Origin of the sequence: Streptomyces sp. NPDC026672 (genome assembly GCF_040638185.1) — a bacterium.
Lineage (GTDB): Bacteria > Actinomycetota > Actinomycetes > Streptomycetales > Streptomycetaceae > Streptomyces.
The window spans coordinates 64,414-84,025 of the sequence record NZ_JBEZXS010000019.1 but is presented as its reverse complement, the minus strand read 5'-3'; the positions used below and the strand labels follow the sequence as shown (position 1 = coordinate 84,025).

Annotated in this window: 17 protein-coding genes and 1 pseudogene; 8 read left to right on the top strand and 10 right to left on the bottom strand. The window is 67.7% G+C overall.

Features of this window, described 5'->3' with window-relative positions; all coding sequences use genetic code 11:
- Positions 1-153: 153 nt before the first annotated feature.
- From AB0F77_RS22590 to AB0F77_RS22570, 5 genes and pseudogenes are all read right to left on the bottom strand, one after another.
- Positions 154-844, bottom strand: a pseudogene (locus AB0F77_RS22590) (IS5 family transposase); the annotation flags it as partial.
- A complete protein-coding gene (locus tag AB0F77_RS22585; RefSeq protein ID WP_361951415.1) occupies positions 825-1,691 on the bottom strand; it encodes an alpha/beta hydrolase in 867 nt (288 codons plus the stop codon). The pseudogene AB0F77_RS22590 and the gene AB0F77_RS22585, both read right to left, overlap by 20 nt.
- Positions 1,691-2,104, bottom strand: coding sequence for a hypothetical protein (locus AB0F77_RS22580; RefSeq protein ID WP_361951412.1), 414 nt, complete (start codon positions 2,102-2,104; stop codon positions 1,691-1,693). Before AB0F77_RS22580 ends, AB0F77_RS22585 begins: the two co-directional genes overlap by 1 nt.
- 112 nt (positions 2,105-2,216) lie before the next feature.
- Positions 2,217-3,119 carry an arginase family protein gene (locus AB0F77_RS22575; protein ID WP_361951409.1) on the bottom strand — a complete coding sequence of 301 codons (903 nt, stop codon included), beginning with the start codon at positions 3,117-3,119 and terminating at the stop codon, positions 2,217-2,219.
- Entirely contained in the window at positions 3,112-4,557 is a 1,446-nt protein-coding gene (locus AB0F77_RS22570; protein WP_361951406.1) for a cytosine permease, read from the bottom strand. The genes AB0F77_RS22575 and AB0F77_RS22570 overlap by 8 nt, the downstream gene beginning before the upstream one ends.
- Before the next feature lie 276 nt (positions 4,558-4,833).
- On the opposite strand from AB0F77_RS22570, the gene AB0F77_RS22565 reads away from it, so the two are divergent.
- From AB0F77_RS22565 to AB0F77_RS22550, 4 genes are all read left to right on the top strand, one after another.
- The gene (locus tag AB0F77_RS22565; protein WP_361951594.1) at positions 4,834-5,745 is read left to right on the top strand and encodes a helix-turn-helix domain-containing protein; all 912 of its coding nucleotides are present in this window, start codon (positions 4,834-4,836) and stop codon (positions 5,743-5,745) included.
- Positions 5,746-5,851: 106 nt separating this feature from the next.
- A complete protein-coding gene (locus AB0F77_RS22560; RefSeq protein WP_361951403.1) occupies positions 5,852-6,535 on the top strand; it encodes a cyclase family protein in 684 nt (227 codons plus the stop codon).
- A 146-nt stretch (positions 6,536-6,681) separates the two neighbouring features.
- Entirely contained in the window at positions 6,682-7,776 is a 1,095-nt protein-coding gene (locus AB0F77_RS22555; protein ID WP_361951400.1) for an MBL fold metallo-hydrolase, read from the top strand.
- A gap of 54 nt (positions 7,777-7,830) precedes the next feature.
- Positions 7,831-8,310, top strand: coding sequence for a hypothetical protein (locus tag AB0F77_RS22550; RefSeq protein WP_361951398.1), 480 nt, complete (start codon positions 7,831-7,833; stop codon positions 8,308-8,310).
- 60 nt (positions 8,311-8,370) lie between these two features.
- On the opposite strand, the gene AB0F77_RS22545 is transcribed toward AB0F77_RS22550, so the two are convergent.
- The 4 genes from AB0F77_RS22545 to AB0F77_RS22530 form a co-directional block, all read right to left on the bottom strand.
- Positions 8,371-10,479, bottom strand: coding sequence for an MMPL family transporter (locus AB0F77_RS22545; RefSeq protein ID WP_361951395.1), 2,109 nt, complete (start codon positions 10,477-10,479; stop codon positions 8,371-8,373).
- A 245-nt stretch (positions 10,480-10,724) separates the two neighbouring features.
- Positions 10,725-11,642, bottom strand: coding sequence for a 2-dehydropantoate 2-reductase (locus tag AB0F77_RS22540; protein WP_361951392.1), 918 nt, complete (start codon positions 11,640-11,642; stop codon positions 10,725-10,727).
- A gap of 77 nt (positions 11,643-11,719) precedes the next feature.
- Positions 11,720-13,288 carry an MFS transporter gene (locus AB0F77_RS22535; protein ID WP_361951389.1) on the bottom strand — a complete coding sequence of 523 codons (1,569 nt, stop codon included), beginning with the start codon at positions 13,286-13,288 and terminating at the stop codon, positions 11,720-11,722.
- 63 nt (positions 13,289-13,351) lie between these two features.
- Positions 13,352-13,534, bottom strand: coding sequence for a hypothetical protein (locus AB0F77_RS22530; RefSeq protein ID WP_361951386.1), 183 nt, complete (start codon positions 13,532-13,534; stop codon positions 13,352-13,354).
- 550 nt (positions 13,535-14,084) lie between these two features.
- Between AB0F77_RS22530 and AB0F77_RS22525 the strand changes: the two genes are divergently transcribed.
- Both AB0F77_RS22525 and AB0F77_RS22520 read left to right on the top strand, forming a co-directional pair.
- The gene (locus AB0F77_RS22525; RefSeq protein ID WP_361951383.1) at positions 14,085-15,062 is read left to right on the top strand and encodes a helix-turn-helix domain-containing protein; all 978 of its coding nucleotides are present in this window, start codon (positions 14,085-14,087) and stop codon (positions 15,060-15,062) included.
- A 170-nt stretch (positions 15,063-15,232) separates the two neighbouring features.
- The gene (locus tag AB0F77_RS22520) at positions 15,233-15,508 is read left to right on the top strand and encodes a hypothetical protein (RefSeq protein WP_361951380.1); all 276 of its coding nucleotides are present in this window, start codon (positions 15,233-15,235) and stop codon (positions 15,506-15,508) included.
- Between the two features lie 99 nt (positions 15,509-15,607).
- On the opposite strand, the gene AB0F77_RS22515 is transcribed toward AB0F77_RS22520, so the two are convergent.
- Positions 15,608-17,890, bottom strand: coding sequence for a SpoIIE family protein phosphatase (locus AB0F77_RS22515; protein ID WP_361951377.1), 2,283 nt, complete (start codon positions 17,888-17,890; stop codon positions 15,608-15,610).
- Between the two features lie 350 nt (positions 17,891-18,240).
- Between AB0F77_RS22515 and AB0F77_RS22510 the strand changes: the two genes are divergently transcribed.
- Together AB0F77_RS22510 and AB0F77_RS22505 are read left to right on the top strand one after the other, a co-directional pair.
- Positions 18,241-18,579, top strand: coding sequence for a 4Fe-4S binding protein (locus AB0F77_RS22510; RefSeq protein WP_361951374.1), 339 nt, complete (start codon positions 18,241-18,243; stop codon positions 18,577-18,579).
- Positions 18,576-19,544, top strand: a complete 969-nt coding sequence (locus AB0F77_RS22505) for an amidohydrolase family protein (protein ID WP_361951372.1) — start codon at positions 18,576-18,578, stop codon at positions 19,542-19,544. The genes AB0F77_RS22510 and AB0F77_RS22505 overlap by 4 nt, the downstream gene beginning before the upstream one ends.
- Positions 19,545-19,612: the final 68 nt, after the last annotated feature.

Genomic DNA, 19,612 nt, shown 5'->3' with positions numbered 1-19,612 from the left:
CACGGGGGAACGGCTTCGCCCTGCGAAACGGCCCCTCGGGGGCGGCGAGCACCGTCGGCTCCGCCGTGGATCCAGCGGGGGTGCTCGCGCGGTTCTTCGCGTCCCTTGGGGTCAGCCACGGTCGTTGGCAGCCAGCCCGCCAGCCCGCCCGCCAAGGCGTCGGAAGCCGTGCAGCCACGCAGAGCTCCGTTCTACGACCGAGCGGTATGTGCCCAGTCCGGTGCCGTGCAGCGTATTGCGGCGTGCGATGGCAGGCACGATGCCGCGGGCGCGGACCTGGTCGCGATAGACGTCGTGGTCATGGCCGCGGTCGGCGAACAGCGAGTCGGGCTTGCGGCGGGGACATCCGACCCGGCCGCGCATCGGTGGGATCGCGTCGGGCATGGGGCAGCAGCTGGCTGACGTCGTTGCGGTTGCCTCCGGTGAGGATGACCGCGAGCGGGGTACCGTGTTCGTCGGTCATCAGGTGGTGCTTCGAGCCGGGCCGGCGGCGGTCGACCGGCGAGGGGCCCATGTGGGTCCCCCCCTTTTTTAGGGCTCGGACGTGGGAGGAGTCGACCACGCAGCGGGACCGGTCCAGGCGCGAGGCCGCATTGAGCTCGGCGAGCAGGACCCCGTGCAGCCGCGGCCCGACACGCGCCCCGTTCCAGTTCCGCAGCCTGCGCCAGCACGCCATGCCCGAACCGAAACCCAGCTCCTGCGGCAAGTACTCCTACGGGATCCCGGTGTGCAGCACGTACAGGATCCCGCACAGCACCTTCCGGTCCGGCAACGGCCTGCGATCCGGACACCGGAACGAGCTGACTCGACTTCGTCGAGGGGCGTTACCGCAGTGAGCCCACACTCGCCTTCGCCTTGATCTCCTCCAGGACGGGAACGAGGTAGGACTTGAACAGCTCGGGGTCCTCGTTCATCGGGAAGTGGCCGAGGCCCTTGAGCTCGGTGAACTTCGCCCCGGGGATCTTCTCCGCGATCGCGCGGCCCTCGGCGGCCGGGGTGGCGAGGTCCCATTCACCGTTGAGGATGTAGACGGGGATCCGCGAAGTGTCGATGTCCCCCGCCGTTTCGGTGAGGTCGTGCTCGATGCTGTAGTAGTAGAGGTCGCCCTTGAGCACGCGCAGCTCGCACTGACGGAACAGGTAGTCGTTCTCGCGGGTGTTGACCTCGGGCACCTTGGGCGACTGGATGCCGAGCATCATGGCCCCCTTCCCCTCGTTGCTGATGCGGGGGTGGTCCCAGTAGTCGACGAAGAATCCGGGCATCTTGGCGGTGGATTCGCAGCCGATGACGGCGCGGAACTCGTCGGGGTAGTGCAGGGCGAGCACCGGTGCGAGCGTGCCGCCTACCGAGCAGCCCAGGTACACGGGGTTGTCCAGCTCCAGGGCGTGGCTCATGGCGACGATGAACTTCGTGAAGAAGTCCTGGGTGAGGCGGTACTCCTCCTCCCACCACCGGGAGTCCGTCGGGGGCAGCGACTTCCCGTGGAAAGGCAGGTCGTAGGCGATCAGGCGGAAGTCCCTGGTGAGTTCCGGGTCCTCAAGCTGATGGCGCCACTGGCGGCCGTCCGCGCCGGCCGTGTGCTGCATGAGCACGGGGATCCCGCTGCCGGCCTCCTCGTAGTAGACCCGGTACTCCTGGCCGTCGACGTCGAGGTAGATGTAGCGCCCGACGACAGAGCTTGTCCTACTCATCAGACTTCCGCCTTTGCATGGTTGGCTTCGCGCAACAGATTGATGAGGCGTCGGACAGCGGCGTAGTACGCGTACCACATCCCTATGTCGCCGCCCAAGGAGATGAACTGCCGGGTGACCGCCGCGAAGAGTTCGTGGTAGAAGAGCTCGGGATCCGGGTCAAAGAACTTCTCCCATTCCTCGACCGGTGCGCTGAGCCGGATGTCGTAGTTGAGCGCCACGGGCCAGTCGTTGGCGTCAGCGGGACCGTGCTGGGACTGCACGACTCCGTCAACGACCTTGATGACAAACGATTCCTCGCCGATCGCCACCTGGACGATGCCCGTCCAGTAGCGGCCTGCCTGCCTGAACTCAGGATCGGCGTTCGCTCGATCTGAGAGACTCGCGAGATTCGCGGGATCTATGAAGGCCATGTCTGTACCTTTTCCGTGAGGGTTTCTCCGTTGGAACACCTTGGAAAGAACGCGGATCCAGCGACACTCCGCCTATGAAAAGGGCTGTCGCTCCGCCTGTCCGGGCAGGGGCTCAATCCGCCGCGGGCTTGCCGTCCAGCATCGGAAGGCCACGCAGAAACGACAACGTCCGGATGACCTGCCGCGGGATGTACTCCGCGACGGTCAGCGCGACGACGTCGGCCACGGCCGAGACGTCGGAGAGGATCCGCTTCACCTCGGTGGTCCGCAGCCCTCCCGGCTCCATGCCGAGTCCGAGGACGATCTCCTCGCTGTCCACGACATCGACATCGAGGTGCAGTGCGACCTTGCCGCACCCCGTGGCCCGCAACCAATCCAGCAGCGACTCGCTCGTCGTCCGCAGGGTGTCGGGCGGGAACGTACTGATACCCCAGGCGGCGACGTTGTCCAGGTCGTCGGAGAAGGTCGGCACGTGCATGCCGACGAGCGCGGCCCGGGACGGGTCCACGGTCGCGGGCAGCCGGTCGACGATCTCGGGTGCGCCGTGGCCGGTCAGCGCGGCGAGCGCCATCGCGTGGTAACCGTCGTACTCACTCGCCGGAACGCTTACATCCGGGTGCGAGTCGACCCACAGGACCGCCAGGTCGTCGCCGTAGCGGCGGGCAAGCTCTGCGAACGGGGCTACGCTCACCGAGCATTCCCCGCCGAGCGTCACGACGCGCTCGGGCCGGTGCTCGTCGAGGATCGCGAGCGCGGCGCCCAACTGCTCCACGACAGTCGCCTTCGCCGAGATCCCGTCCTCCAGGTCGAGGCCCCCGTCGTCCATCCGGACCGGGACGACGGCAGTCGGTCCGTCGTGCGGTGGCAGCAGCGCGGAGAGCACGGCCGTGCCGACGGTGTAGCCACGGCGGGCCTCGTCGAACGGCAGCTCGGGCGTCAACTCGGCGACGATTTCCGGCTCCGCCCCCTGCCACTGGGGCCAGACCAGGCGCAGCGTCGTGCTCTCGTCAGGCATCAACAGCCTCCGTGTTCTTGTCGGGTTCGGGGTCAAGGGTGTTGACGGGAGCCCGCTGTACCAGAAGGAACTCCGCGTCGAGGTTGTGGCTGCGCATGAGCAGCACGTAGCAGGTCGAGGAGACCGCCAGACCGATCGCGAACGCGATGTCGGCGCCGTGCAGCGCCGCCGCGGCCGGACCGGTGTAGAGCGAGGTGCTGAAGAACGGGACCATCGTGGCGAGCCCGACGATGTAGCTCGTCATCCCTCGGACGTTCCAGGGGCCGTACATTCCGCCGTCCGACCGGACGATGTCGGTGATGGAGTAGCGGCCGCGGCGCACCAGGTAGTAGTCGGTCAGGTTGATCGCGGTCCACGGGATCAACAGGTAGCCCAGCAGGACCAGGAACACCGAGAAGGTGGCCAGGATGTCATCGGGCAGCGCGAGCCCGGCGACGATCACCGCGGCACCGGCGACGGTCAGGGTGACCGTCCGCAGCAGCGCTGTGGAGCGCAGCGGCCGGAATGCCTCAAGCGTGCTAAGGAACGACACGGCGCCGCTGTAGAGGGCCACAGCACCCGTGACGACGCAGGTCAGCGCCGAGACGACCAGCGTCGTCGTCCCGAGCCAACTTCCGAAACGGTCACCGAGGCGGCCGATGCCGGAGATCACGTCGAGGTCGGGGTAGGACAACGCCACCGCCGCACCGAGGAACTCGATCCAGACCGCCGAGAGCAACGTCCCGAAGAAGACAGCGCCGGACACCGCCGCGGACCGGGTCCTCGACGGCAGGTACCGGGTGTAGTCCGACACGAGTGGCGCGATGGCGATCTGGTAGCCGGCCGCGGCGCCGAACTGGGCGAGGAAGCCGGTGAGCGTCCACGAGCCGTCGTGCATCAGCCTGCCGACGGGCAACTGCGTGACGGCGGCGACCGTCAGAGCGACCAGGTTGGCCACCGTCACCCATGCGAGCAGGCTCTGCGTGCGCAGGATCAGCGAGTAGCCGACGATCGCCAGCAGCGTGGCGACCACGCCGAGGACGATCTCCAGGACGTGTGTGTCGCCGCCCGCGAGCGTGACGACCGATGTCGCGCCCGTCTGCAGGTAGAAGATGCTGAACCCGAAGTAGACGACGGTGGCGACACCGATCGGGATCACCGCGCCGCGCGAGCCGAACTGCACCCGGCTCTGGATCATCTGTGGCAGACCCATCCGCGGCCCCTGAGCACCGTGGAAGGCCTGGAAGAGCGTGCCGAAGACCGAACCGGAGACGACCGCGATCAGTGTGGCCGGCAGGCCGAGGTGGAACAGCGGTCCGACGGCGCCGGTGAACGCGGTGATCAGCGTCGCGTTGACCATGAACCAGAATTGGAACTGCCGTGCGACAGTGCCGGTGCGTTCGCTCTCGGGGACGTGGTCGAACGAGCGCGCCTCGACGACATGCTGCTCGCCGGTCATCCGGCTCTCCACGTGAGTGATCCGCACATTGGTGGCGGGGCCATGACTGGCACCTCTTTCGGGGGTCGGACAGGGTGGACGGGCCGCTCGTGGAGAGAGGTTCACCCGTGCGGGGGCGCCCTTCCAAGGGGTCGAGGGGTCGCCTTCACCTGGCCGGAGCGAATCTCGCCGGGAACGCCGATCGTGTGGCCGGGAACGCCGATCAGCGATCTGTGTGAGTGCTGTCGGGAGGCTGGTTTTCGGCCACACCCGCTCAGTAGTCTGCGAAGGGTGGAGATGCTGACAGCGACCAATACGGACGAGTGGTCGGACACCGTCAAACGCTTCTGCTACCCGCTCACGCCGACCCGTGCGGCCCCCGGCTTCCGGGCCGACGTGCGGCACGCGCAGTTGGAGCGCGGCATCCACGTGGCCGACATCCGGGTGGAGCCGAACGAGTTGACGCGCAGCGCCCGGCTGGTGCGGCAGTCGCCGTCGAACGACGTGCTGCTGCTCGTGCAGCTCGCGGGGACGGCCGGGGTGCACAGCCACGAGAGGTCGGTGCAGCTGCCGGCTGGATCGGCGACGTTGTGCGACCCGATCACCGAGTACCTCGTGACCGCCGAGACGAGCTCGCGCCATCTGGTCCTGACGATGCCGCGCTCGGTCGTGGGGAAGCTGCCGGTGCCTGTCAGCGAGATGCGCACCCGGCCGATCAGCACCGACCTCGCCGCGTTGCGTGCGCTCGTCGCCGTTGCCGAGCAGCCGTTGAGCACGGGCGACGACCTGGCCTTCCACGAGTCGGATGCGTTCGCCGGTGCGATCCTCGACCTCGTCCGCTGCACCTTCCTGCGGGCCACCGACGACTCCGTGACGAGCACCCCACACGAAACTCTGGCCGCGGCGGCGATGGCCCACATCCGCGCGCACGCCGACGACCCGCGGCTCACTCCCGACTCGGTCGCGCGCGCCGTCGGTGTCTCGGTCCGCACACTCGCTACGGCGATGCGGCCGATCGGCTCACCCGCCGAGACGATCCGCGTCGAGCGGCTGCGGCGCGCCCGGGAATGTCTCGCGGACCCGTTCCTGGCGCGGTCCTCCATCGCCGAGATCGCCGCGACCTGCGGCTTTACCGACGCGACAACGTTCACTCGGGCGTTCAAGCGGGAGTTTGGAAGCCTGCCGTCGGAGTACCGCCGGCACCGGTAGTCCTGCCCGCACAAGGTCTGGCGCCTCGGGACGGGATCCTCTACAGTCACGCACCGCCCCCGGATGGCTGCCGCTCGCAACCGCAGGTCTTCCAGGAGGTTGTGAGATGCCGAACAACTCTCGTCGGTTCGTCGAGCTCAGCCACGAGTTCACCGCCGGCATGCAGACGTTCCCCGGGTTCCCCGTCCCCGTCATGTCCCAGCTCATCCCCTTCGGGGAGTCGGTGGCGAACACCGCGGAGGGCCAGGAGTACGTCATCGAATACGTCGGGTTCACCGCGGGCAGCGGCACCTACATCGACAGTGCACGGCATTTCTCCTCCAAAGGTGGGGACATCGCGTCGCTGTCGTTGGAAGGGCTCATCGACGTGCCGGTGGTCATCGTCCCCGCCCCCGAGGGGCGTCGCGAATACCTTCCCGAGGACTTCGCCGGCGTTGATGTCGCCGGGCACGCCGTGCTGGCGCACACCGGGTACAGCGCGTACTGGAACACCCCGGCCTACGCAGCGGGCTCGCCGTTCGTCGGGCGGAAGGCAGCAGAGCACCTGCGCGACGCCGGTGCGGCGATCGTGGGGATCGACGCGGTCCTCATCGATGACATCGAGGCCACCGGCCGCGTGGACTGGGCCGCGCATGTGACGCTGCTGGGTGCCGGGATCCCGATCATCGAGAACTTGACCGGCTTGGACCTGTTGCCCGCCACCGGTGTCCGGCTCACCGCCGCACCCGTGCGGGCGCAAGGGCTCGGTTCGTTCCCTGTCCGCGCCTACGCGACGATCGACGGCGCATAGGGCGGAGAACCAGCCAAGTAGTTTACGATTCAACCGTAATCGTTTATCGTTCAACCGAGTTGGTCAGTCCTGAGCCGTGCCGACGGGGCACGGTGGCCTGGCCGTGCCCTCGTCGTGCAGCAACTCCCGATTTCACAGGAGGACGAATGACGTCCAAGCCCACTGGCTCGCGATCCACCGGCGCGAACCGGCGTAGTTTCCTGAAGCGCGCGTCGGCTGCTGCTGCGGCTCCCGCCGCCGCTACTGTGCTGGGTCCGCTAGCCGGTGATGCTCATGCGGCCGACGCTTCCAGGCTGCCCGGCTTCGCGCCGGTGCCGGCAGGATCCATGGGCCCTTCGCTCAACACGGACGGCTACTACGTCGGCCGGATCAAGGGGAACCTGTACTGGGTGACCGACGCCTTCTATCAGGCAATGTTCCTCAGCACCCGGGACGGCGTGGTACTCGTCGACGCCCCGCCGACCATCGGCAACAACCTCCTGCGCGCCATCAAGGACGTCACGAGAGCCAACGGGAGGCCCAGCAAGGTGACACACCTCGTCCATTCGCATGCGCACGCCGACCATGTGGGAGCGTCCGCCCTGTTCGGCGATGAGGTCGTTCGCATCGGGCACAAGGTGAACCGCGAGCTGCTGTTGCGCGCCGATGACCCCAACCGGCCGGCACCGAGGGTGACCTTCGAGAACCGGTACACCCTCTCCGTGGGCGGCGAGCAGCTGGAACTGGCGTACCACGGGCCGAATCACGCGCCGGACAACATCTATGTCTACGCTCCTGCCTACAAGACCTTGATGCTTGTGGACGTGCTCTTCCCCGGATGGGTCCCGTTCAAGAACCTAGCCGTCTCCCAGGACGTCCCCGCCTGGATCAAGGCGCACGACGTGGCACTCTCCTATCCGTGGACCACCTTGGTCGGAGGTCATCTCGGCCGACTCGGGCTCCGGGCCGACGGTGAGTTGCAGAAGGAGTACATGACCGAGCTGGAGGCCGGCGTCCGATCCGCCATCAAGTCGGTGGATCCCACGCCGTACTTCCAGGAATACGGGCCCGGCGGGAACGCCTGGGCCATCTTCAAGACCTACCTCGACGCGGTGGCGCAGACGGCGGCCGAGCCGGTCGCCAACCGGTACGTCGGCAAGCTGGCGGGCGCCGACGTCTTCACGTTCGACAACGCCGCGACCCTCCTCGAGTCGTTGCGTATCGACGCCGGCGTTTTGGGGCCCTTCGGCATTCGGCCGTGACCTGTTCCGGCACTGGTCCGAGGCCGACCGCGACGGCTGCGATACCGCCCTGAGGTGCTGGAAGCCGAGGCCGTCGTCGTCCCAATGCAGAGCGGCGCGCGCGCTCACGGATATCGCCGCTGGGGCGGACCCGCTGACGCCAGCAGTCACGCATCGGTCCAGCGACAAGCCGTGACGAGTCGCCACTCCTACCGGACGCCGAGCAAGGGTCGCAGCTTCGGCCTCGGCGACGCGGTCGGCGTGACCGAGCCTCTCGGCCAGGAAGACCACCGAGGAGGTCTGGTACATGTTGACCGCGGACCGGATGCACGGCTCGTTCCCTGCCTGGCCAAAGAGGACGGTCGATTCCGCCAGGCCAGGGAGAATCGGGTGACAGAAGTAGGCGCTGGTGACACCTTGCGGGACGAAGGTCATGCCGCCGAGATCGTGAAAGTCGCCCACGACCACTTCGGTGCCTACGGAACAGGTGGCCACCGCCTGACGGGCCACCCGTGGCAGGCGCCGCCGCAACAGGTTTCGATCTGTCCCGGCTGAGTTACCGCGCTGGGGCCGGCGGGGAGGGGATGTGCCGGCCCCTGCGGACTTCGGTCGTGGTCATCCGACGGAAGTGAGGCCGATGCCCTCCTCGGATTCGGTGAGCCCCACGCGGTCGTGGAGGCGGCGCATGAGGCGGGGGGCGGTCCAGGCGTGCCGTCCGAGGAGCCGCATCGCGGCCGGGACGAGAATGCCGCGGATCAAGAGGGCGTCGAGGAGGATGGCCAGCCCGCAGCCGAGGCCGAACATCTGAAGGAAGCTCACCGATGCCGTACCGAAGGCGAAGAAGCTGACCGCGAGAAGGCCGGCCGCGGCTGACACGATCCGCCCGGTGCGCGCGAGTCCCTCGGTCACCGCCCGGACGTTGTCGGCGCCAGCGTCACGGAGTTCCTTGATGCGGCTGGTGAGGAACACTTCGTAGTCCATTGACAGCCCGAACGCGATGCAGAAGAGCGCCATTGTCATCGCGGTGTCCATCGGCCGTGGGGTGAAGCCGAACCACGAGGAGAGGTGTCCGTCCTGGAAGATCCATACCATCGCGCCGAGGGACGCGGAGATGCCGAGCGCGTTGAGGATCAGTGCGCGGATCGGCTGGGCGAGGCTGCCGGTGAACAGGAACAGCACGATCAGTGTGGTGAGCCCCACGAGACCCGCGACGTAGGGGAGGCGGCTGCTAATCGCGTGGTTGGTGTCGACGAGCCGTGCGGCGTCGCCGGTCACGAGGACGGTGGCATCGTGTGGGGCAGGCAGCGCCCGGATGTCGCCGACCAGGTGCTGGGCGGCCGTCGAGTGGCCGGCCAGGTCGGTGGACACGGTGACGAGGTGGGTGTCCTCGGCGGTGCGGCCGGTGACACGGACCACGTGGGGCAGCTCCCCGATCCGGTCGGGCAGTGTGGCGGGGTCGCCCTGGACAACGACCTGCAGCGTGGCCGCCTGGTTGCCGTCGAAGTCGGTACGCAGCTCGTCGGAGATCTGTCGTGAGGGGGCTGAGGCGGGCAGCACTCCTTCGTCGGGAGTGCCGAACACGGCGTGCGCCAGTGGGCTCGCCATCAGCACCAGGAGCGCCAGCGGGGCGAGGGCGATCAGCGGGCGGCGCGTCACCGCGCCGGCCAGCCGGCCCCAGAACGGGGCCTCGCTGCTGCGGTGCCTCTGCGACCACGGCAGGCGACCCGCCTCAACACGTGGGCCGAGCACAGTGAGCAGTGCGGGCATCAGGATCAGAGCCGCCGCGGCAGCGATGGTGGCCACGCCGATGCCCGCGTAGGCAAACGAGCGCAGGAAGTACAGCGGGAACATCAGCAGCGAAGCAAGCGCGGCAATCACGGTCGCCGCGGAGAAAAGGATGGTGCGGCCCGCGGTCTTCACGGTGGTCACGACAGCAGTGCGGGAGTCCACTCCCTGTGCGGCGAGCTCGCGGAAGCGTGCCACCATCAGCAGGGCGTAGTCGACACCGAGCGCCAGGGCGAGGGCGGTTGTCAGATTGATGGCGTAGACCGCCACGTCGGTGATGCGGCCGAGAAGCGAGAGCTCGGCGAAGGTGCCGAGGATCGCGACCAGCCCCACCGCCAGCGGCAGCAAGGCTGCCACGAAGCCACCGAATACCAGGACCAGCAGGAGCAGCGTGAGCGGGATGGCTATGGCCTCGGCTCGGGCAAGGTCTTCTCTGACATGGGAATTGACGGTGCGGTTGACCACCGCCCCTCCTCCGGCCTGCACGGTGACGGTGTTGGTGTCGCGTGCATAGGTCTGCGTGAGGTGGTCGATCAGCGTGTTGTCGTCCGCATCCACATTGGCGACGATCTCGGCGGAGGTGCCGTCCTTCGACTTCAGTGCCGCGTTGTGGGTCTGCCAGTACGAGGTGACGTTGCGCACGCCGGTCTCGTCGGCGAGATCGGCCGCAAGGGCAGCTCCGGACGCCGCTGCGGCAGGCGAATCGACGCTGCCGCTGCGCGCCTTGACCAGCAGGATGAGATCGGGCGGGCCGCCGAAGGTGTCGTCGACGATTTTTGTGGCGCGAGTGGACTGCGCGCCTTCCGCATCGAAGCCGCCGGCTGTGAGCCGGCCGAAGGCGCTGACTCCCAGCACGCCCATGCCGATGAGCGCGACGGCACACAAGACCAGCACGAGTTTCGCCCTGCGATGTACAACCTCAGCAAATGTGCCCAGCATGGGGCATTCCTCTCATGGAAAAGGATCACGTTTGTGGTAAGGGGCGCACTGCCTGCGGCCTGTGAAAGACAGGTCGGGCGGCGCTCGGCCGGCCGCGGCTCACGCGATGCGCGGCCGCCGGCAGCAGCCGGACGGGGAACGGGAACAGGCTCCAGGAGGGCAGGCCGGCCATGCCCGGAGACGGCGAGCACGGCGTCATCGAAGATCCTGGGCAGGGGCCTGGCTCGGTCACAGGCCGTCAGGTTTCAGGCGATGCCCACCTGGGCGTTGTGCGCTCGCAGGGTCAGAGCCGCGGCCTCGAGGCGGGGAGTTGACAAGCCGAATGTGCGACCGCGGTGGATCAAGTCACCGAGGACGTTCTCCACTTCGGTGGGCCGGCCCGCGAGGAGTTCACGCGACAGCGACGAGGTGAGGGGGACGGCAGCGGTGACCAGTTCGCGGTAGCCGGTGTAGTCGCTCTCACTCAGCGGGTGTCGCGCCGCCGCAGCGATCGACGCCGCCTCGTCGAGGGTGCTGGTCGCGAAGGCGGCCCCGTCCTCGACAGCAGCGGCGTCGCTGATCGTGCCGCGGACCAGCGAGGTGACTGCTCCGATCGTCGCGATCATTACCCACTTGGACCACATGGCGTCGACGATGTCTTCCAGCACAGTGACGTCGAAGCCCGGTATGGACAGGGCCTTTGCGGCCGCTTCCACCCGTTGGGAGACGACGCCGTCGATTTCGCCGAGATGGATCTGACCGCCTGGCAGCAGCTGGTGGATGTCGCCATTCCCGTCGAGCTGCGTGACGATCTTCACCACGCCACCGAGGACGGCTTCTCCGTATCGCTCGGTGAGCAGGTCCACATGGTGCATGCCGTTGAGGAAGGGCACCACCGCTGTTCCATGTCCGATGGCGGGCGCGAGGTCGTCCAGAACCGGGGGCAGCGCTTCGGGCTTCACGCACAGCAGGATGAGGTCGTAGGGCCCGGTCAGGGCGTCGGCCGTGAGACAGTTGACGTCGATCGTCTCGACCTGTTCGCCATCGACGATGCGCAGGCCGGATTCGCGTAGCTGGGCGGCGCGCCCGGGGCGGACCAGGAAGTCGACCTGCCGGCCGGCACTCACCAGTCGGCCACCTATGCAGCCGCCGACAGCGCCCGCGCCTACCACCAGAATTTTCATGATGTTCCTCCTTCAAGGAGCTATGCCTAAGAGCGATCACTTGGTGACGTGAAGGTGTGCAGTCGCTGCGCCAGGTCTCACGCCCCTGCCGGCCGTACGCCCGTGGATCGCTTTCCTGCTGCGGTGGGCAGTCGTTCGGTCTTCGATCCCGTGCGCAGGCCCAGGAGCGCGATCGCACAGGCCACGGCCATGACCGCCGCCATGCCGTACATGACCGGCCGGGTCGCCTCGGCGAACGCGAGCCGCACGAAGTGCGGGACGGCGGCACCGCTGCCACCGGCGCCCGGGTCAAGGCGCGCGATCCCGGCGGCCTCTCTGCTCGCCACGTCGTGCGGCAGACCCTGAGCGGTCAGCCCAGCCGTCAGCCGGGACTGCAGAGCAGCGGAGAAGAGAGGGCCGAGGACTGCCAAGCCCAGGCTCGCGCCGTAGTTGCGGACGGTCTGGGTGACGCCTGTTGCCTCGCCGTAGGAGGTCTCCGGCACCCGGTTGAGGGCATCGGTGTTGGACTGGCCGAGCATCAGACCCATGCCGGCGCCGGCCATCACCACGCACCAGACGATCGCGCCCTCGTCCAGGGCGGTCACCCTGCCGGCCCAGAGGAAAAAGCCGACCGAAGCCAGGGCACTGCCCAGCACCACCGGCCGTTTGGCCCCCACCCGGTCGAGCATCCGACCGCCGAGCTGCGCTGCGACCACGAATCCGAGGAAGAAGTAGAGCAGCTCCAGGCCGGCCCGCGAGGCGTTCATTCCGAGCGCGGCCTCTGCGTAGACGCTCGTGAAGAAGAACGTGGGCAGGAAGGCGGCCATCGCCACGAGCAGGATGATGTTCTGCACCAGGAAGGTCCGGTCCCGGAACAGCCCGATGTCCAGCAGAGGTGATGTGCTGCGCATCTCCACCCGGACGAACAAGGCCAGCAGCGCAACGCCGGCCGCGATGCAGAGCCAGGTTCCCGCAGACCGCCATCCCCACACGTTCGCCTGCTGGAACCCGAAGACGCTCAGACCTATGCCGCTCACGATGCTCACCAGCCCCCCGTAGTCCATCGGAGCCGGCCGGTGCGTTGTCCGCGGCCGGGCAAGGGCGATGAGCAGCAGCGCGACGAGGGCGACCGGGACGTTGACCCAGAAGATGGCCCGCCAGGTCCACTGCGTCAGGAAGCCACCGAGGATCGGGCCGATCGCGGTCAGTGCGCCCGCGATGCCGAAGAAGAGGGCAAGCCCACGGCCACGTTCGTGATGCGCGTAGGTGCTGACCACGATGGCCAGCGCTGCCGGATACATGAGCGCTCCACCTACGCCCTGCAACGCGCGGAAGATGACCAGCCAAGTTTCGGCGGCTGACCCCGCGGGGGTCAGTCCGCACAACGCGGAGGCGACGGCGAACACGACCACGCCGACGGCCAGCATGCGCCTATGCCCGACGGTGTCGGCAAGCCGGCCACCGAACGAGAAGAAGGCGGCCAGTGCCAGCAAGTAGGCGTTGACGGCCCATTGCACGTCGGTCCCGCTCAAGTGGAGTTCAGCCTGGATCCGGGGTGCTGCGATCGACACGATGGTCTGATCGATGAACGTCATGGCGACCGCGGAGATCGTCGCGGCGAGCGCGAGGTATCGCTGCAACGGGTTGGATGGGCCCGGGCTGGGCATGGAAGTGATCCCTTCAAGAAGGAAGTCGGCATTCCTGACACTCGGAAGGCGCAGGGCAGCCGGTCACAGGGACTGGCCGACAGCCGCCCTGTCCCGCTCTCGACGGCTTGGGGTGTCTTGCACCCTGGGCTGCCGCAGTGGCTGGGCGGACAGGAAGGCGGCAGCGAGGGTGGTGTCGAGGTTGATCAGGAGTGAAGCCGGCAGGAGAGCACCGAGCAGCATCGGCTTCGGCGACGCGCGAGTCATGGTTGAAGAATAGACACGGCTAGTTGTTTTTTTCCACCAAGTGATGGAAAGGGTTACACGTCGCCGTGCCCTGAGCACATGCGGACCTATGGTCAGTGCTGCTCGACAGCCCGCGCCCTCCTGGCACTCGAGCCGGGCCCTGAAGACGCTCGGCTTCTGGAGCTGCGAGACGGTGGGGTCCGCACGCGGCTCGGCCGCGAAACGAGCCTCCTACTCGAAGGACCGCCACGGGCCGTCCTTGGACTGCTCGGCGGGCTGATCGACCTGGAACGTGCCGGCCGGATCGGCCTGTCCGCCACCGGTCTCGTGCCGCACTGGTAGTGACCGCGCATCCGCAAGTCGTGCTCGTTCACGGAATCGACGAGCTCCGCGGCGCGGTGACGGAACGACAGCCATGGCTGAAGGCGTTGGCCACGGGCGTGTGCGTGGGGCCGGACAGCCGGAGCTGGTCTCGGCGATGGCCCTGGGCGTAGCCGCCCGCGGGACAGGCCCTTTACTGTTTCTTGGTGCGTCCAGGACATGGCAGCCTGTCGGAGTCCCAAGGAGTGGCATGGTCGAGAGGGTGTTCAGTACCGCCGATGTCGCGGTGGAGGAACGGTTCGACTACTGGCACGACTTCATGGTGTCGACGCTCGCCCCGATGGATGTCACCAGTGACTACGCCGACCGATTCGACGCCTATGCGCGTCTGCTCCAGTTCGGTGGAGCGACCGTTTGGCCGGCGGGCATGTCGCCCATGCGGTTCTCCCGGACCCCCAGGCTCATCCGTCAGTCGGACCCGGAGCTCTACCACCTCACCCTGACCGTCACCGGCACCGTCGAGATCGAACAGTCCGGCACAGCCAACGTCCACGGTCCCGGTGATCTGTACTTCGTCGACAGCTCACGGCCCTTCGAGTGCCAGGCCCCCGGCCCGTTCACCGGCATCGGGCTCGAGATCCCCAAAGCCCTCCTGCCCCTGCCCGCGGCAAACCTGGTCACACGCCCACTGACCACTCGTCAGGGCCTCGGCCGGCTCCTCGTCTCGTTCCTCACCCAGCTCGGCTCCGAAGACATCTCCCACCGTGCCCAGGACGGGGCGCGGCTGGAGACCGTCCTGGTGGACCTCTTCTCCGCCGTCCTCGCCCACCACCTCGACGACGAGGACGCCCTCCCGGCCGAGACCGCCCGGCGGACACTGCTCCTGCGTATCCGCTCCCACATCCGTAGGCACCTTCACGACCCCGAACTGACCCCCGCGGCCATCGCCGCGGCGCACCACATCTCCGTCAGCCACCTGCACCGCCTCTTCCGGACCGCCCAGGACACCAGCGTCTCCGCCCACATTCGTCACCAGCGTCTGGAAGGCGCCCGACGCGACCTGGCCGACCCTGCCCAACTGGCCGTCCCCGTCGGCCGTATCGCGGCACGCTGGGGCTTCCTTCACCACGCCGCCTTCACCCGAGCCTTCCACACCCAGTACGGCATGACACCGACCGACCACCGCCACGCCCACGCCCGGACTGACAGCGGGCCCGGGTCGAAGTAGCCCTGGTCGTGGCTGGTGTTCGCCGTCACCGTGTTCGTTCCTCGGCGGCGGCCCTCGCGTTCGGAGACGGAGCGTCAAAGTGTCCGCCACCGGAGGTCAACGACAAGGCACACCCCCGCGTGCCAAGCTCGATGCCCGAAGAGTCACACCGAGACCGTTGGAGGACCGATATGAGGCGCAAGATCTGGCTGCCGATTCTGGCGGCGATTGCTTCCGTCACCCCCTTACTGATGGCTGGTCCGGCACAAGCCACAGCGAAGGGGTGCACCGACTATCTCGCCGGGCAGGGATATGTCGTCGGGCCCAAGGTGACCAAGATTTGCGTGGTCACAGCGGAGAACAAGGACGTGAAAGCATGTCTCGGGGCCTTCGTGGGCCTGGGTGTGAACAAGCAACATGCCTCAACTGCCTGCGCCCGGGCAATCCAGAACTCCCCCAAGGGCTGAGCACGGCACTGGGCGCCACGGCGGGCCGGCTCGCCGCCCGGTCACCGGCCGGGCGCGGCAGCATCTTCACGTGCGGGGCAATGTGTTGTCTCTCCTTCATCAGCGGTGCTCCGGGAGGGACAGTTCGATCCAAGTGGTCTTCCCGCGGCCCGTCGGTGAGCTTCCCCACGCCGTGGCCAGTGCGTCCACGATGAGCAGGCCACGCCCGGACTCGGATGCCGCGTTCACGGCCTCGTCCGCGATGACCGCGGTGGGGACCGGCGGTTGGGGGCTGTTGTCCTGCACCTCGACGCGGACACCTCGAAGATGGCGGCGCAAGCGGACGTCGACATCGCTCTGCGCGTGGATCAGGGCGTTGGTGACCACCTCGGACAGCACCAACTGGAGATCGTCCACGAGCGACTCGAAGCTCCAGCGTTCGAGCAGTTCCCGCACACGATGACGGGTCGAGGCAACGGCCTGGAGGTCGTAGCGCTGGACGGACAGCCGGGCGACGTCCTGTTGCTCCCCGCTCCGAACGCCGTCATACCTCATCAGCAGGAGGGCCAGGTCGTCGTCCAGTGTCTCCTGGCACCGGCGCTCGCTGACCAGGTCATCGGCGAGCGTGTCCATGTTCTCGCGCCTCCCGCCGGCCAGTCGTTCCACCAGCCGCGCGAGTGCCTTGTCGGGGCCGTACGTGCGGACGTCCAGAAGGCCGTCCGTGTACAGGGCGACAACACCGCCGGGGGTCAAGGTGACCTCCCGTTGTTCGTAGTGATGGCCGTCGCCGAGTCCCAGCGGCGGGCCGACCGGCACGTCGAGCTGTGCCACCCTGCCCGGCGCGGGGCTGAACAGCGGTGGTGGATGCCCGGCCGCGGCGATCCTGGCGAGTCCCGTGGTCGTGTCGAGCCAGAGGCAGCAGCACGTCACGAATCGGGAGGCGCCCAGTACCCGGAGCAACCGGTCGATGCGTTCAAGGACACTCTTCGGTTCATGGCCCTCGGTGGCATAGGCCAGGACGGCGCTGCGCAGGTGTCCCATCATCCCGGCGGCCTCCACGCTGTGCCCCTCGACGTCCCCGATGGCCAGCCCGATCCCGCCGTCGGGGAGGGGAATGACGTCGTACCAGTCCCCGCCGACCGCGGCACCTTCGGTCGCGGGAAGGTACCGGGTCGTCACCACGGTTTCCGGCCGGAGCGGCAGGGTCGGCGGCAGCAGGCTCTGCTGCATGCTCCGGGCGAAACCGTGCTCCAGCTCATGGGTCCAGATCCGCTCCAGTGCCTGTCCGATCTGCCCCAGCATGAGGCTGACCAGAGCCATGTCCTCGTCGGCCGGGACACGGTGCCATTCCTTCGGGAACTCCATGACACAGCACCCGACCGCCCTGCCGTTGGCGATCAGAGGCACATAGGCGCGTGTCCGATCGTCCGCGGCACGGGCGGCACGGGAGCCACCCGGTACGTCGGACTGATCGTCCGAACGTCGCAGCGACGCCTCGACGCCGGTCACGGCGTCGGTCTCAGGTGTGGCGCAGGACAGCGGGGTGCCGTCCACACGGCCGACTTCGTCACGGGAGAATCCCGTGGCCCCGACGACTCGAAGGCGCCCTTCACTGACACGGCAGAGCATCAGCGCACTGGCGCCGAGAGGCACCATGATCTGTTCCTGGGCAGCGGCGAGGACGTCACGGACGTGGGCCGCGGCCGCCAGCTCCGTGGACAGACGCTTGAGCTGGTAGAGGAACGTGGTGCTGGTGAAGCGGTGCGAGAGCCGGTCGGGGCCGGATCCAGCACCGTTCATGGGCAAGGCCGTCGGGTCCGGCGGAATGAACACCGGGATGGGAGGCGCCTCCATCGGCGATCCCGTCTCGGCGAGGACGAGCAGCTCGTCCGCGAGTTTCCGGGCCACGCGCCGCAGGTGCCGCAACTCCCCCGGGTCGACCGCCGCGTTCCGGATCCGGGTGCGGGACCAGTGCACGCTGAGGCATCCGAAGGTCCGGCCTCCCGAGACGAGAGCGACGGAGGCCACTGACATGGGGAAGGGATTGTGCAGAAAGAGCGCCGGCACCTGGCGGGTCAGTTCTCGCAGCTCGGCCGCCTCGGCCACGACCAGATCACCGTGCCGGTACGCCCTTGCCGTCGGCAGCCGCATGTCGTCGACGTCCAGTTCCGAGGGAACCGTGAATGCGCACGGCGTGTCCACCGCCATGGCGATTCCCAGTGCGGATCCTTCCGCCACCGGTAGGTAAGCGGTGTACGTGGTTGCGGGCACCTGGCCGGCCAGGTCCAGAAGTGCCGAGGCGACAGCCAGGTCCCGCTGTCTGCGCGATCCCTCCGGCAGGCTGGTGACCGGTATGCCGTTGATACCCACGCCGCCCTCGCACTTCCATGGTGCTCGGCTCATGCCGACACGTCCACGCTAACGCCGCTTCCGGTGAAGTGCCCCTCCCTCGGCGATGCGGTCGGCACATCGAGGGAAACGTTGCCCAGGGCATCTCATGTGTCGTGTACGGACCCATCCTGCTCGGGCCCCCGTGCCTCGACGAACGGGGCGGACAGCTGATTGGACCGATGCAATTGCTGCTCCCCGACGGCATCGCCGAAAGTGGGCCGTGGATTTGGGCCGACGAAGGAGTGGCCGGTGGAGCTGCGACCGTCCGTGACGCAGGGCGGCCATCGTGTTTCCGTACTGTCGCCCGCAATGCCCTATGACCGTTTTCCCGAGCCGCATCGGGACATTCAGGGAGAAGCACTGTGCCTTTCTACATCGGCGAGTCCTGTGTCGACGAGATGGACAAGTCCTGCACCGAGGAATGCCCCGTCGATTGCATCTACGAAGGCGACCGGAAACTCTACATCAACCCCAGTGAGTGCATCGACTGCGGCGCTTGCGAGACGGTGTGCCCCGTAGAGGCCATTGGATCCACTCTGCGCGGTGAACCCAGCGCGGAGTGGGTGAGGGACAACGCCGCGTTCTTCACCGAGACGCTTCCGGGCCGTACGGAACCCGTGGGCAACCCGGGGGGCTCGCGCCGTACCGGCACCATCGGCACGGACACCACCAAGGTCGCCGCACTGGGGAGCCGGGCATGAGGATCATCGACACGCACACTCACGTCGTCCCGGTCGGTGTTCCGGCGCCGGACCATGACGCCCGCTGGCCCCTGCTGGCCGAACGGGCCGACGACGCGGCCGATGTCCTGATCGCCGGCCGGGTCTTCCGTACGGTGGGCCGGGAAGCCTACGACCTCGAGTACCGCGCCGCGCAGCTGCCGGAAGACCACATGCACGTGCTCTCTCCCATGCCCGAACTCTTCTCCTACTGGGGCGGGGCCGGGGCGGCGGCCGAGTACTGCTCCTCCGTGAACGAGTGGATCGCCGCCGGAGTGAAGGAGTTCCCGCATTCCTTCCGTGGTTTCGGCATCGCGCCGATGCAGGATCCGGACACGGCATGCGCGCAGTTGTCGCAGATCGCGGCTCTGGGGCTGCCGGGCGTGGAGATCGGCAGCAACATCGCAGGCGTAGCGCTGCACGACAAGCGCTACATCGACTTCTTCGACGAGGCCGCACGGCTGGGTCTTGTGGTCTTCGTCCATGCGTTCCACCCCCCGGGCATCGGTACTTTCTCCGATCCAATGGCGGGCAATGGTGTCACCTTTCCCAACGAAATAGGTCAGGCCATGGGCGGCCTGATCGCCGAAGGAGTGCTGGAGCGTTTCAGCGATCTGAAGGTATTGGCGTCCCATGGCGGCGGCTCATTGGTGAGTCTGCTGCCGAGGCTGCGTTTCATCGCGAAGAACTATGAGCGGGCCCGGGTCCTCATGCCTCGCGACCCGGCCGACTACGCGCGCAGGATTTTCTACGACCTGCTCGTCTTCTCCGCTCCCCTGTTGCATTTGTTGATCGACAGCGTGGGCGCCGGTCGCGTCGTGGTGGGTTCCGACAAGCCGTTCATGAACCATGATCCGGTGGCTCTCCTGGAACACTTCCCCCAGTTGGGATCCGCGACGATCGAGTCCGTCCGATGGGGAAATGCGGCGCGCCTGCTCGGGCTGTGATCACCTGCCGCGAAGATCTATTCCGTTTCCGTCCCACGGCCTGTGGCACAGCCCTCTCGCAGCACTTA